Source organism: Gelidibacter sp. (genome assembly GCF_039916245.1).
GTDB lineage: Bacteria > Bacteroidota > Bacteroidia > Flavobacteriales > Flavobacteriaceae > Gelidibacter.
In genome coordinates, this window is record NZ_JBDSLS010000006.1 from 1 (window position 1) to 15,388 (window position 15,388).

11 protein-coding genes are annotated in these 15,388 nt (G+C 36.6%); 4 read left to right on the top strand and 7 right to left on the bottom strand.

The window, feature by feature from the left end:
• Together ABIQ28_RS00615 and ABIQ28_RS00620 are read right to left on the bottom strand one after the other, a co-directional pair.
• On the bottom strand, positions 1-957 hold a 957-nt coding region (locus ABIQ28_RS00615), incomplete at its 3' end, for a cysteine synthase family protein (protein ID WP_348034811.1).
• 223 nt (positions 958-1,180) lie between these two features.
• Complete coding sequence (locus ABIQ28_RS00620) at positions 1,181-2,416, bottom strand: FtsX-like permease family protein (protein ID WP_348034812.1); 1,236 nt, start codon at positions 2,414-2,416, stop codon at positions 1,181-1,183.
• Between the two features lie 45 nt (positions 2,417-2,461).
• Here ABIQ28_RS00620 and ABIQ28_RS00625 point away from each other — a divergent pair, with 45 nt between their 5' ends.
• The gene (locus tag ABIQ28_RS00625) at positions 2,462-3,685 is read left to right on the top strand and encodes a DUF1343 domain-containing protein (RefSeq protein ID WP_348034813.1); all 1,224 of its coding nucleotides are present in this window, start codon (positions 2,462-2,464) and stop codon (positions 3,683-3,685) included.
• Positions 3,686-3,703: 18 nt separating this feature from the next.
• Here the strand turns inward: ABIQ28_RS00625 and ABIQ28_RS00630 are convergent, their stop codons facing one another.
• On the bottom strand, positions 3,704-4,603 hold the full coding sequence (locus ABIQ28_RS00630) for a hypothetical protein (RefSeq protein WP_348034814.1): 900 nt from the start codon (positions 4,601-4,603) through the stop codon (positions 3,704-3,706).
• 252 nt (positions 4,604-4,855) lie between these two features.
• On the opposite strand from ABIQ28_RS00630, the gene ABIQ28_RS00635 reads away from it, so the two are divergent.
• A complete protein-coding gene (locus tag ABIQ28_RS00635) occupies positions 4,856-5,551 on the top strand; it encodes a methyltransferase domain-containing protein (protein ID WP_348034815.1) in 696 nt (231 codons plus the stop codon).
• Between the two features lie 102 nt (positions 5,552-5,653).
• On the opposite strand, the gene ABIQ28_RS00640 is transcribed toward ABIQ28_RS00635, so the two are convergent.
• From ABIQ28_RS00640 to ABIQ28_RS00655, 4 genes are all read right to left on the bottom strand, one after another.
• Positions 5,654-7,270: an amidohydrolase gene (locus ABIQ28_RS00640; RefSeq protein WP_348034816.1), complete on the bottom strand. Its 1,617-nt coding sequence runs from the start codon at positions 7,268-7,270 to the stop codon at positions 5,654-5,656.
• A 353-nt stretch (positions 7,271-7,623) separates the two neighbouring features.
• Positions 7,624-8,544 (bottom strand): Fic family protein, encoded by a 921-nt coding sequence (locus ABIQ28_RS00645; RefSeq protein WP_348034817.1) that lies wholly within the window; start codon positions 8,542-8,544, stop codon positions 7,624-7,626.
• A gap of 312 nt (positions 8,545-8,856) precedes the next feature.
• Positions 8,857-10,590 carry a TonB-dependent receptor gene (locus ABIQ28_RS00650; protein ID WP_348034818.1) on the bottom strand — a complete coding sequence of 578 codons (1,734 nt, stop codon included), beginning with the start codon at positions 10,588-10,590 and terminating at the stop codon, positions 8,857-8,859.
• Positions 10,591-10,666: 76 nt separating this feature from the next.
• Positions 10,667-13,690 (bottom strand): tetratricopeptide repeat protein, encoded by a 3,024-nt coding sequence (locus tag ABIQ28_RS00655; RefSeq protein ID WP_348034819.1) that lies wholly within the window; start codon positions 13,688-13,690, stop codon positions 10,667-10,669.
• A gap of 413 nt (positions 13,691-14,103) precedes the next feature.
• Here ABIQ28_RS00655 and ABIQ28_RS00660 point away from each other — a divergent pair, with 413 nt between their 5' ends.
• Both ABIQ28_RS00660 and ABIQ28_RS00665 read left to right on the top strand, forming a co-directional pair.
• Positions 14,104-14,790, top strand: coding sequence for an ATP-binding cassette domain-containing protein (locus ABIQ28_RS00660; RefSeq protein WP_348034820.1), 687 nt, complete (start codon positions 14,104-14,106; stop codon positions 14,788-14,790).
• Positions 14,791-15,071: 281 nt separating this feature from the next.
• Positions 15,072-15,388 (top strand): glycosyltransferase (locus tag ABIQ28_RS00665; RefSeq protein ID WP_348034821.1); only part of this gene is annotated, 317 nt, incomplete at its 3' end.

The window sequence follows — 15,388 nt, forward strand, 5'->3', positions numbered from 1 at the left end:
CATCCACTCATCATTGAACATTTTGCCCACATAACGGCTGCCATGATCGTGAAATAAAACCACAACAACGTCATCCTTTGTAAAGTGGTCTTTCAGTTGCAATAAACCTTTAATGGCCGCACCGGCAGAATTTCCTAAGAACATGCCTTCCTCCTTCGCCAATAACTGTGTATAAACAGCCGCATCTTTATCGGTCACTTTTTCAAAACCATCAATGATATCAAAATCGACGTTTTTAGGAAGAATGTCTTCACCAATACCTTCTGTAACATATGGATAAATCTCGTTCTCGTCAAAAATCCCTGTTTCGTGATATTTCTTGAACACACTACCATAGGTATCAATCCCCCAAACCTTAATATTAGGATTTTGTTCTTTCAGATATTTTCCAATACCCGAAATCGTTCCACCTGTACCAACCCCAACCACAAAATGCGTGACTTTACCATCCGTTTGTTTCCAGATTTCAGGGCCTGTACTTTCATAATGTGCTTTTGTGTTGCTCAAATTGTCATATTGATTCACATACCATGAATTAGGCGTTTCCTCACTTATACGTTTGGCAACCGAATAATAACTCCTTGGATCTGTCGGCGCAACATCTGTCGGACAAACGATCACCTCAGCACCAAAGGCACGAAGGATATCCATTTTTTCTTTGGATTGTTTATCGCTCATTACAAAAATACATTTGTAACCTTTGACAATAGCCACCAAAGCTAATCCCATTCCAGTATTCCCTGAAGTTCCTTCAATAATGGTACCTCCTGGTTTTAGCCTGCCATCAGCTTCAGCATCTTCAATCATTTTGACAGCCATTCGATCTTTCACCGAATTGCCAGGATTAAAGGTTTCGTATTTCGCCAAGACCAAGCATGGTAAATCTGCAGTTAATTTGTTGATTTTAACCAACGGTGTGTTACCAATAGTTTCAAGTATGTTTTTTGCGTATTGCATTTGTTTCATTTTAAGAATACAAAGGTAAGCGGATTTTTTGATTTTTTTAAATTCGGGGGTAGTACCTTGAGTTCTTACACAGAGTTTCACAGAGGAACACGGAGTTACACAAAGTTGTTTTGTTTTCAGCACAATCTGCGGAAGAAAAATAACCTGTTAATTAATGTACAGAAATAAGTCAATTATGTTTCAACCAACTACAATCTAACCACTAAAAACCGCACTAATCAAACCGCATCGCCTTAACGGGAGAAATTTTGGTAATAATAATCGAAGGAATCAAGAGCATCAGCAAACAGACAATAAACGTTCCTAAATTCAACATTAAAACATAATCTAAACTAAGATATACTGGTGCTTCGTTAACATAATATACTTCTGGATTTAGGGGCACCAAACCAAAATACTTCTGTGCTAACAACAATCCCAAACCGATTAAATTTCCCCAGAACAACCCCAAGCCGATGAGATAGGTGGCATTGTATAAAAACACTTTTCTAATACTCCAGTTATTGCTTCCCAAAGCTTTTAAAATTCCGATCATTTGGGTGCGTTCCAAAATAAGAACCAATAAGGCGGTAATCATATTAATCCCTGCCACAAGAATCATGATGCCGATAATACCATAGGTGTTATTGTCAAAAATACCGATCCACTCAAAAATGGAAACATACTTCTGCTCCACCGTTGTGGCATCAAGATCTGAAGGGATATTCTCGTAAATTTCTATGCCTTTGGTTTGAATTTGCTTAAAATCGTCAAGAAATACTTCAAAATTTCCAACCTGATCTTCACTCCATTTGTTCAGGCGTTGCACATGGCGAATATCACCCATCACAAATTTCTCATCCAATTCCTTAAATCCGGAATTATAGATCCCCACAATCTCAAAAGCCCTTAACAAAGGCATCTGATCAATGTTTTCCTTTTTAAAAACAGTTTGAAAACTATCACCGACCTTGAATTGCAATCTATTAGCTAAATATTCAGAAATCAGAACTTCATTGTTCATCTCTCCAGAATAATCCGGCAATCGCCCTTCTGTTAAAAAACCCTTGAAATAATGCCAATCATAATCTGACCCAACGCCTTTGAGCACAACGCCTTCAAAGTCAGTTTCGGTACGAATTACACCAAATTTGGTAGCAACCGCTTGGACGTGTTTGACACCCTCAACGTTTTTGAACTCAGGATAAAACTCTTGATGCTTGCTAATTGGAATTTCAGATTCATCCGACGCATTGCTGTCAAAATTGGTAATGGTCACATGGCCATTAAAAGCCACGACTTTATCCCTTATTTTCTCCTGAAGCCCGATGCCCGTTGCAATAGCAATGAGCATGACCACAATACCAATAGCAATCGCTGCAATTCCAATTTTTATTATTGGTGCCGATACACTACTTTTATACGCTTTACTGCCTATAATTCGTTTAGCTATAAAAAACTCGTAATTCAAAATTTTAAGATGCTGTTAAAGATGTTCAAAAATACGTTATTTCCGATGATAAGCGGAATTGTTTTAGTACTGTTTTCTTGTGGAAAAGGAAGTGCAAGTACAAAGTTGGAAGCTGGAAGCACAAACCATGAAGAGTTGGGGATTCATACTGATGCCTCGAAACCACAGACCATAAAAGTTGGTGCCAATCAAACCGAAAACTACCTCAAATTACTAAAAGGCAAACGCGTTGGTGTTGTCGGAAATCAATCGAGTGTGATTTTTAATGACAAAGGTTACACGCATCTTGTGGATTCCTTAGTGAGTTTAAACATCGATATAAAGAAAGTTTTTTCTCCAGAACACGGTTTTAGAGGGACTGCAGATGCCGGCGAAAAAATAAAAGATGGTTTGGATTCCAAAACAGGACTTCCTATTATTTCTCTTTATGGCGATAATAAAAAACCAAAACCAGAGCAACTTAAAGGTTTGGACATTTTAGTTTTCGACATTCAGGATGTAGGCGTTCGGTTTTACACCTATATTTCTACCTTGCATTACGTGATGGAAGCTTGTGCCGAGGCCAAAATCCCATTACTGATTTTAGACCGACCAAACCCTAATGGACAATATGTGGACGGCCCTATTTTAGAAAAAGCCTATACCAGTTTTGTAGGAATGCATCCCATTCCAATTGCTCACGGAATGACAATCGGCGAATACGCAAAAATGATCAATGGTGAAAAGTGGTTGAAAAATGGCGTGCAATGTCAGTTGACCGTTATTTCGATGGAAAATTACAACCATCAAATGCACTATAGCTTACCAATTAAGCCGTCTCCTAATTTACCGAATGACCAATCGGTTGTTTTATATCCAAGTTTATGTTTCTTTGAAGGTACCGATGTGAGCGTTGGTCGTGGTACCAATAAACAATTCCAGATTTTCGGAAGTCCTGAATTAGATAAAAAATATTTTAAATTCAGTTTCACGCCTGAACCAAATGAAGGTGCCAAAACACCGCCACAGCAAGGCAAACTTTGCTATGGAAGGGATTTATCGCAAATTGATGTAACTCCAGGACTTCATTTAGAATATCTTATTGAAGCTTACACCCATTCTGCCAATAAATCAAAGTTTTTCAATGGGTTTTTCGTCAAATTAGCTGGCACAGCAAAACTTCAAGAACAAATAGAAAAAGGACTTTCTGAAAAGGAAATCAAAGCCACTTGGGCAAAAGGACTTGAAGATTTTAAACAGGTTAGAGCAAAATATCTACTCTATAAATAGTCATTAATTGACGAAATATTAGAGATGAATATTGGTGATTAATTGGGACTTTCTTAAATCTACTTCGGAAACTTTAGCTTTCCATAGCTCCGCATTTCCCTCATCCTTTTTAAGCTGGTACGAGGTATGGTAGAGATAAGAAAGTAACGATTGATTAGCGTCATCAATTTCAGAAGGTTTAAACTTTTTTAGCTGACGTAGAACTTTATTCGGTCTGTTTAGTAAGAGATATTTTGATAATCTTAACATGCTACTCTTTTGCTCAAAAGTAGTCTTATTGGTCGCGCTATCATCTAAAAGAAACTTATCTGCTTCATCTAGATAGATTTCTGCTAGGTTTATAATATCAGGTCTCACCGTTTTATCAACCAAAATGGCATAATCCATATATTTAGAGGCTAAACGATAAGCGGTACCAAAATCCTTCTGCAACAAATAATTTTTTAATTCCGCATTTAAGAAAGACGTATTCAAAGCGTATTTACTGACAAATTTTGATAAATTAAAATATGCTTCTGGCGACATCGAAGTGTTAACGATATTGCCATTAGCATCCATAATCTTAATATTGTCATCCTCAAATTGAGCTACATAACTACGACTTCTAGAACCTTTTATCTGATCATATAAATCGGCATAAAGACTTTCATTGACCTTTACTGGCACAAAATAATCCCAAATAATGCCATTGATTTGATCGTAATCAAACAAATTTGAAATTAACACCTCATTACCATTCTCATCACTCATTATGACAGGGTATGGTATCGCGGCAGCATCTTCCCAAATCATAAATAGAAATTTATTCTGAACTAATGCGATACGCTTTGCTGCTTCAAAAGAGGTTAACCACTCTTGTGACATACAAAAATTAGAGGCTGTTATGGATAACGTTAAAAATAGAAGGAGTTTTTTCATGATAATGAGGTTATATTTTTAAGCTGCAAGTCATAAATTTTATAATATCGAAGGTGACCGGCAACATAGTATCTTATTAATTTAAGAAAAGTTTTTCTTGCATTTTCTTTTTTACTGGGCAAAGAAGGTATTGTTTTCCTTATGCTTATCTTTGCGACTTCGCAATGCTTCTGAAAAGTCTTGCAGGGCATAAAAATAATACATTTAAAACTTAAGATTTCCTTCTCGACGGAAATTATAAAACTGACTTCAATGAACGATATTTTCGGAAAAGCATTAATAGATTATTATAACGGAAATCATACTGAGAACATTATCACTTCAACCAATATTTCTGAAGATGATGAGATGCCACTCGACTACTTATTTAGAGGTTATGAAGACATGTCTAAATTAGAACAAAAAGCATTGCAACTTGCCACAGGAAGAGTGCTGGATGTTGGTTGCGGCGCAGGAATTCATACGCTGTATTTGCAGAGCAAAGGTTTTGACGTGAAAGCCATTGATGTTTCTGAAGGAGCGATTGAAGTCGCTCAAAAACTCGGAGTAAAAAACGCAGCCGTGCTTCCTGTTTTGGATGAAACCGAAAAGTTTGATACCATTTTATTAATGATGAATGGTACCGGAATTTTTGAGGAACTTTCAAAAGCACCGCACTACTTAAAACATCTTAAATCCCTATTAAATCCTGGTGGTCAGATTTTGGCAGATTCTACTGATATCAAATATATGTATGAAGATGAAGATGGTGGCTATTGGATGGATTTGAATGCCAATTATTATGGTGAACTCGATTATATGTTGAGTTATAAAGGCGAAAGCGCAGCGCTTACAACCTGGCTTTATTTAGATTTTGACACCTTTGCGAAGGCATGCAAAAAGGCAGGACTGCAGTGTGAATTGGTAATGGAAGGCGAGCATTACGATTATTTGGCGCGGATATTTTAGTTGTTACACAGAGAATCACAGAGTCTCACAGAGCATATCAAAACTCTCTGTGAAACTCAGTTAACTCCATGAATCTCTGTGAAATAAAACTATAGACAATAGTTACTGTTTCTCCCCTCCCACAAAAGTCTTCTCCACTTTAATATTAGGAATATCACTAAGCCCAGCGGTCATAATATCTTTATCCAGAATAATAAAATCCGCGAATTTCCCTTTTTCAATGCTTCCTTTTTCGTCTTCTTCAAAATTGGAGTAAGCAGCCCAAATGGTCATGCCTCTCAATGTTTCTTCACGTGTTAAAGCGTTTTCCATCTGGTAGCCATTCTTTGGCAAACCGTCCAAATCCTGACGTGCCACAGCCGCATAAAATGTCAAAAACGGACTTACTTCCTCCACAGGGAAATCAGTTCCTAAAGCCACTTTTCCGTAGGCATCCAATAATTGCTTGTAAGCATAGGCACCTTTGATACGTTCTGATCCCAAACGGTCTTCAGCCCAATTCATATCAGAAGTTGCATGCGTTGGTTGAATGGATGGGATTATATTTTTGTAATATTTAAAATCTCCAGGTGATACGATTTGCGCATGCTCTACTCGCCAGCGTTTATCTGATTTATCTTTCAATACTTTATCATAAGTCTGTAAAACAGCATGGTTTGCTGAATCTCCAATGGCATGGGTATTCATCTGAAAATCTGAGTTAGCGATACGTTGTGCAGCATCATTAAAAGTTTCCAAATCGGTAACCATCAATCCGTAATGACCTGGTTTATCACTATAAGGTGCTCTTAACATTGCTCCTCTTGATCCCAAAGCCCCATCAGCAAAGAATTTAAAACTACTAACATTTAAGCGGTCTGTTTTACTAATACCTTTAGTTAAGTAATAATCAACATTATCCTTTGATCCAGAGATCATGGCGTAAACACGAATCTTCAAATCTCCCGATTGCTGCAAACTATCAATAAGCTCAATAGATTCTCGTGATAAACCTGCATCATCCACAGTGGTCAAACCGTAGCCAAAGCAAATTTTTTGAGCATCCAAAAGTGCATTTATCATTTCTTTTCGGGATCCTTTTGGCCAATGTGCCATGACCAAATCCTGGGCATTATCTACTAAAACACCGGTAAGCTGTCCGTTTTCAACAATCACTTCTCCTCCATCAACCTTGCTATTAATTGTGACCTTACCTAAATCGAGTGCCGCCTGATTTGCCAATAGCGCGTGTCCATCAATTCTGGTTAAGGCAATCGGCGTGTCAGGATATAACTCGTCCAACATAGCTTTATTAGGAAACTCTTTTACTGCCCAATGATTTTGGTCCCAACCGCGACCTTTTATAAAATCAACATTCTTTTCATTTTGAAAGTCGCTGATGCGTTGGATGATTTCTTCAAAGCTTTTAGTGCCGACCAAATCTACGGATTGTTGGTTCAATCCCAATCCTAGAAAATGGCAATGAGCATCGATAAAACCTGGCACAACGGTTTGTCCCTTGGCATCAATTACATTTTTTGAAGTGTACTTATCTTGAATTTTTTTAGAAGTGCCTACCTCCAGAAATTTTCCGTCCTTAATGGCGAAGGCTTCTGCTTTATCGAAATTGGAATTAACCGTATAAACATTGGCATTGATAACAATAGAATCGACCTTTATTTTTTCGTTTTTACAGGAGAAAATAGTGGTTATAAGAAAGAAGACGAATAGTTTTTTCATTTAGTGTATGGTTTCTGTTAGAAATGATTGTGCAGTAAAAATAAGAAAAGCATCTGAGAATTAGATGGTTTTTGATATTTCAGAGTTAATCGTCTTCTAATCCATTAAGAATTATAATAATTATGTTTTGAATAGAACGCAGATGACACTGATTATTTATGATGAAATATTATATGCTTCGAATTTTTAATCAGTGAACATTAGCGTAATCAGTTTTCTATTATAATGTGAGTAAAATAATGGAACTCAGATTACACTGATTATTTATGATGAAATATGATCTGATTCGGACTAATGAATGAACATCTGCTCCATCTGCGTCATCAGCGTTCTATTGAAATTAGTTATCAAAACTACCGTTTACGTTTTCTGTTTTTGACGTAATTTTCAATAGCTTCCTTTGTGGTAAGCCAGTTTCTACCTTCTTTATAGGCATCGATTTTACCAGTACGCGCCAAAAGACTTATATATTCTTGACCATACGGCAGATTTTCTTCCTCAACCAAATTAGATATTTCTGTATACTCCAAAGTGCTTCCTGGCAAAGCATTAAGGTATATATTAAGTGTGCGTTCAATGGCTTGCGCCATCAGAAGCATCATCTTTCCGTAACGCCCTTTGTTGGCATCATTGAGTGCATTATAATATTTTAAACGGTCATTAGTCAAAATGATGGCTGGCGGAAATCCTTGTTTCATCAATAACATGTTCATGGCCAGCCGTACTGTCCTACCATTACCATCAAAAAATGGATGAATCCAAACAAAACGATGATGGAATATTGTGGTAAGCTCAACAATATTCAGATTTAAAGGATTCTCATCTACGAATGCCAAAAGCTCATCCATCAAACCAGAAACTTTCATGGCATTTGGGGGCACAAAATTTGCTCCCGAAATACGAACACCTCCATTGCGAAGCCTTCCTGCAAACTCTTCTTCTATAGAATTCAATACCAATCCATGCAAAGAAAGAATCTCATGAATAGAAAGAGTATCGCAACTATCCACTAATTTATATAGAAGATTTATGGCGCGCTCGTGGTTTTTTGCTTCAAAATGCTCTCTTAAAGATTTCCCTTTTATAGTAATGCCATCTTGCAACACCATTTGAGTTTCTCTTAAACTTAAGGTATTACCTTCGATACTATTGGAATTATAGGTCCACTCAACAGTCAGAGCTTCCCTTATTTTATTTAAAGCCATTAAAGGTAAAGGCCTGTGCTTTTTTAATTGCTCAAGCTTCATTTCAAGACGCTCAAAAAAGGGCATCATTTCCTCACGATATGTTAAATCTAAATTTTTCACATTACTAAGATACTTCTTTTATCGGATAGTTACAAATATAGCTCTATCCGATATTAAGAAAGATTATTATAAACCATCTGAAATGTGAGTTATTTAATATTTATAATTTGATCTAAGAATGGAACGCTCGCTGATTGTTTGTGATGAAATATGATTTGAAGTGTTTTTTCAAATACTCATTTTTAAAAACAAAAAAAGCATCCGGGATTTGGATGCTTTTGTTAATGGAAGATAAAAATATAGTTAAATTCCGAGATCCCTGCCTTCGCAGGGATTTGGTTAGAAATCGAACTGATAAGTTGCTCCAGCCAAGAATTGAATTCCTTGAACTGGGGTATTTAACCAACGCTGATAATCTTGATTGGCAATATTGTTGACTTTGACGTAAAATGAAAGCTGATCATTAAAACGATAGCCAACATGTGCATTGGCATCAAAATAGCTGTCCAAAGTCATAGTTTGCAGTATTGGTGTCACAAATTCATTGGTGCTTTCTTGAATAAATTGATCCTTACGTTCGCCTACATAAAATAAACCTGCACCAGCGAACCAGTTTTCATCAATTTGATAATCTAAAAATAATGACGCTTTAAGGTCTGGAAGATTCCATGCCTCTGATTGTCTCTCACTATTGTATGAGAAATATTCAGCTTTAGCACCTAATTTGAAATTTCTATTCACGTCCACGTTCAATTCACCTTTAAAAGAAATAGTCTTGACATCATCATAAACAATTCCGAAGGAGTTTCCATATTGATAATTCTCTGTGGCTCCTGCAAGAATAGAGTTTCCTCTAAATAAGGCTTTATCACTCTCATTCATATAATGTCCACTCACACTATAACTAATACTGTTAGACAACTTACCCATTAAACCAAAAGAAGCCTCGTACTTTTTATCCGTAGGATTAATGATAAGGGTTGGAGACACAAACGGATTCACCTGTGCAAAATCATAATAAGAATTTTGCTTTAAGCCGCCTTCCAGTCCACCAAAAGCGATCATCAATTCGTCGATTACTCTATAAGTAGCCGTGATATTTGGGTAGATATAAAAGTTACTGTTACCACCTGCCGTGTTGTTCTTGTACACTAAATTCACACCTAAATTCAGGGTTAAATCATCTTGTGTCAATTGATAGCTTGGCGCAATACCAAAGCTAACATTGCCATAGGTCAACTTATCATCTGTATAAAAATTTCTATCGAAAGACCCATTAATATAATCGATGGTCACTTCAGTTGAAATCAGTTCATCCTGAATGGGCACATCCGCAGAAGCTTTTACAACAAATCGATTTTCTCCTGAACCTTGATTGTCTCCAAACCTTCTAAATCGTGCACTTGCATCTTTAAAAAGATAATCTTCAAACTTTACTTTTGCTCCGACATTCCCACCATAAAACGTATGACTTCCGTTGAGCGTATCGGCAGTAGTCGCATCAAAATAAGGCTGTGGCAATCCGTACCAATTGAATTTCTGATATAAAGCACCAGCATCAACCGACCAAGATAAATCACGCAGTCGCTGACTATAATTAACGTTGAGTTTGGTATCAATAAAATCATCATCCAATAATAGACCTTTAATACCACCGCTTGAAGAATGGTGTGTTAAATAGCCTCCTACATTTTCTCCTCTACCCAACTCCTGGTTCAAGAAGACTTCCCCTAAAATAGTGGTGTAAGAGCCAACACCCAAAGAGGCATAATTATCATATAACTTAACGGCTTTCGCCTTGTTGACTGTGGCCGCCTTACCCTTTGCTGGAGTAAAAGTCGAGGCTACAGGAATGGAAAAAATATTGTATTTAATCGCCTTTTTTGTGGTTGTTGTTTCATCATCTAAAGTTGGCTGTTCCTTTATTTTGAAGGCATCTGCAACCGTTGGCGTGTAAGCCTTGACGACGTTAACGACTTCAGTGTCTAAAGTGTCTTTGGTGCGTTCTTGGGCAAAGGTTGCTGTTCCTGTCAGGACTGCGATGATAAAGATATATTTGATTTTTTTTAGCATTGTTTTGTTTGTTAAATTCCAATCCCACTCTGTCCTGCGGACATCTCTCCCAAAGGGAGATAAAATGGCATTCTAATTAATTTTGATCAGCTCTGATTGATGAATTTGTTTTTGCTTCTTGCGCTTTGATGGCGCTTAGTTGTGCTTGTGCTTCCTGAACGACATCTTTAAATTCCGGAAAGTTTGAAATCACGCTTTCCAAAATATAAGTAGCCTGAAAAGCATCTTTTAAAGCATAGAAGTTTTTAGCCATTAACACCAGACCTTTAGCACTGAAATATTTATAACTTCCATAATCCTTAGCTAATTTTTGAGCGGTAGTGTTAGAAGCCTCATAACTGCCTTCCTTATTTTTAAAGTAAGCGCTGTAATACAGGGCTTCAGCGGCCAAAGCACCAGTAGCTATTTTTTCAACCGTGGCATACGCAGTTTTGGCTTTCGACTCATTGCCGGTTTTTATAGCGGAACGTGCAATAATTATCTGAGCGTCACTCTTCACTTTATTGTCAAGTTTTGAACTCGACAATACTTTTTCAGCATAACGTTCAGCATCACTATATTTTTCCTGCTGATAATAAGCGTTCATTAAGTTGGATTGCGCGTAGATGATATTCTGCGGATAATCGGCTTCTGTTTCTAATTGCTTTAATAACGGAATGGCTTTATTCCATTGGGAAGCGTTCAAAAAAGTTTCGGAGAGTTTCACGATGGCTTGCTCCGTATATTCGCTTTTAGGCTTAGAAACCACAAACTCATAATGGGGCTGTGCATTTTCTGGCAATGATTTTTTAGAATACAATTCTGCCAAATAAAAATGTGATTTTAAAGCATGAAGTCCATTGGGAAACTGACCTAAATACCCATTGAACTGTTTGATAGCATTGTCGGTTTTATTTTCCATATACTGCTTTTCTGCTGCCAAATAAGTAGCATTATCCAAATCAGCATCAGAAACCTCAAAATAATCTAAGGTTTTTACCCAAGCCGCATATTCTGCCACGCGTCCTGTATCAATATAAATCAAACGTGCTGTAGCCACTGCTTGTACTGCCTCTTCACTGTTCGGAAAGTTTTTGGCAACATCTTTAAACTTGCTCAATGCTTTCTCGTTCTGACTTGCGTTATAATAAATTAAGCCTTGTCTCAAAATTGATTTTGAATGGAACACTGAATTCTTGTATTCCGTATTCAATCGGTCGTACATGGCGATAGCTTTATCGTTTTGATTGGCTTTTACATACGAATTTGCCAATTCATACATCGCATCATCACGTAAAGACGATTTTGTGTATTTATTGATAAAATTGTTCAACTCTTGGATTTTGGTATTCCCCTGTCCAATATAACCGTAGCTCATCGCCTTTTGGAAATCGGCATAATCGGGTTCAATTTGTTTTAAAGCAATGGCTTTATCGTAGGCACCTATCGCATCTTTATAATCTGAAGACACGAAATAACCATCTCCTAATCTCAAGTAAGCATCATTCAAACGTAATTTGTCTTGCGTTTGTTGATTGACAAAAGCTTTAAAGTGCTCGGTCGATTTTGTATAATTCTTCTGCTTGAAATAAGTATAGCCCAAATTATAATCAATGTTGGTCATTTCAGGCGTTTTTGCAGCTTCACTTTGCTGTTTAAATTGTCTGAAACCGATCAATGCCTCATCATAGTTTCCGATTTCATAATCTGTTTCAGCTTTCCAAAAAGTTGCTCGTGCGGTAAACTTTGGATCACGTGGTTCCTTGATAGCTTTTTCAAATAAGGATCTTGCTTCCTTATAATTCCCTTCATTATAAACTTCAATGCCTCTGTAAAAAGCTACTTTTTGAAGCGCTACTTTATTTTCGAAACTGTTTTTACCTTCCAACAACCTTAAAGCTTCCCTGTAGTTTTTTGAAGTGATATAGGAGTCAATCAATAAGGTTTCAATTTCTGATTTGTTAGAATTCTGCTGATATTTATCTAAATAACTGGTCAAAACCTGCGGCACAGATTGGTATGGATTCCCGATTTCATAACTGAGCTTTGCATAATTCAACCAAGCATCTTCCTGAATTCTGAGATCATAATCCATTTGAGAAGCATTTCTAAAAGCATTCAATGCTTCCTGTTTCTTGTTCAAATTCACATAGCTTTCTCCTAAATGGTAATAGGCGTTTTGTGCGACACTATTGTTGCCTCCAACAATTTTATTGAATTCTGAAATCGCTTTTTCAAAATCATTTTGTTTGTAATACGCGTAGCCCAATTGGTAATAATCGGTATTGCTCCATTTCCCTTTAACTCCGTTATAGGCCGTTAAATACGGAATGGCTTCTTTATACTTTTGGAGATTAAAATAACTTTCTCCAATGATTTTAGACAATTCAGATTTTTCACTGGCATTGCTCTTTTTCATTTGCGCCTGAGCAAGCTCAATGGCTTTTTCAAATTTGCCAAGTTTAAAGTTCAAATCTGCTTGATAATAAGACAGTTTTTCCTGATACTTTTCATTATCGCTTACCTGCTCAAAATATTCATTGGCACGATCATAATCGTCGCCTTCATAAGCCATAAATCCAATATAATATTTGGCTTGCGAGCCATATTCCTTGGAGTTTAGCACGCGGTTGAAGTATTTTTGCGCTTCCACTTGGTCCTTAGTAGAGTACAAACTGTAGCCGTAATTGAAGGAGAACTTATCGCGCTCGGCCCTGTCCATGCTGCCTTCATCAACTTTATCATACCATTTTCTGGCATAGGAATATTTTCCGTTATCAAAATAATAATCGGCTACATCCAAAAAAGCACTATTGCGCTTGGTACTCGTTGGATATTTCTCAACAAAATCTTCAATAAGTGCGTCTGCATTTATTTGATTCAGTCGCACCGCACAGTTGGCGTAGTAGTAAGTACAATCGGCCTCCAGCTGTTGATCGTCGGTGGCGTCCTTTACTTTGTCAAACATACTTTGCGCTGCCTGATATTGTTTGTTATTATATAAAGTCAATGCTTTTTGATAATCGACCAGCTCGTTGGTATAAGTTGCCGATTGTTGTGCGTAAGTGTGCCCTATAAGCAATAGGAAACTTACTAAAAGTGAGAGTTTTTTATTAGTCATTCAGTCCAGTTTTATTTTTAGCCGATCAAAGATACTTGAATCTTAAGCCTATAACGAAGGAAAGATTATTTAATTATAAACGAAGTTATTAAAAGAATAGTCTGCAGTATTCAGTGCTCAATTGGCAGTTCCAAGTGCTAAGTAAATCAGACTTTTACAATTAAAACGACCATTTCTTATATATCGTTTTTATTATTTTCCTGAAATCCACACATTGGCGAGATTATGTTTGTGTTTTCTTTGAAAAAACCCACCATTTGTACTAAAATGGATTTTAAGCCAGACATAACAACCATGCTCCAACTGATCACTGCCAACTGAAGACTGCCAACTGTACCGACTCATTTCCAAAATATTTGATAATTGCATATTAAAATAATACATTTACCACTCTTAAAAACTCACATACAAAAATGTCTCAAACTGTTTTAGAATTAAAGGATGTTTCCATATACCAAGGGGATAGCATGGTGTTGTCTGAAGTTAATGTAGAAATGCAAAAAGGCGATTTTGTTTATCTTATCGGAAAAACGGGAAGTGGAAAAAGCAGTTTTATGAAAACGCTTTATGGCGATTTGCAATTGACTCATGGTGAAGGTCATGTTGTAGATTTCGATTTGAAAACTTTAAAAGAGAAGGACATTCCGTTTTTAAGACGCAAGTTGGGTATTGTTTTCCAGGATTTTAAATTGTTACCTGATAGAACGGTGAACAGTAATTTAGAATTTGTATTGAAAGCCACTGGTTGGAAGGACAAAAACGAAATCAAGGAACGCATTGAAAACGTCCTCGACAAAGTCGCCATGAAAACCAAAGGCTTTAAGTTTCCACATGAGCTTTCAGGTGGTGAGCAACAACGGATTGCAATTGCGAGAGCTTTATTGAATGACCCTGAACTTATTTTGGCCGATGAACCTACAGGAAATTTGGATCCGCAAACCAGTATTGAAGTCATGGAGGTTTTGCGCGAAATCAATAAAAACGGGAATACCATTTTAATGGCAACTCACGATTATGCGCTTCTACTACGTTACCCAAGTAAAACCTTAAAATGTGATGAGAACAAGGTTTTTGAAGTGGTGCAGCGGAAAAGCATTTAATAGAAATCATAACTGAAAAATCAAAATATGTCCTAATTTATTTTTATTTTCTTCTCGGATAAAGAATGCGAATACAAAACATCAGTCTAAAGAAATCTTTTTAATCACTTCCAAAGCTATAATTTTTAAGTCACTTGGTTAATTTGTTTTCAGGATCAACATACTTTCCATTTAAAATGACTGCCAATCATTTTTATATTTATCGCAAACAATCCAAATCAATGAATTCAAGTCGTGGTTTTCTCTTTTAAAAACGTACTTTTAAGTTCTATAATTTTGATATGATTTCAGTTTTAATTCCCGTATACAACTCCAGTATTATCCCTTTAGTTGAAGAACTCCACAAACAACTTGAGGCCAGTAAAACCATCTACGAAATAATTGTGTGGGACGATGGATCTTCTGAAGCTTTTTATCTTCAGAACAAGATTATCAACCATGTTCCGAACATCCATTACTTCAGATCAGAACGCAATTATGGGCGAACAAAAACCCGACAACTTCTTTATGAGAAATCCGTATTTAATTGGTTGTTATATCTAGATGCTGATGTCCTACCAAAGTCTCAGGAATTTATTCAGAACTATTTAAACTTAAC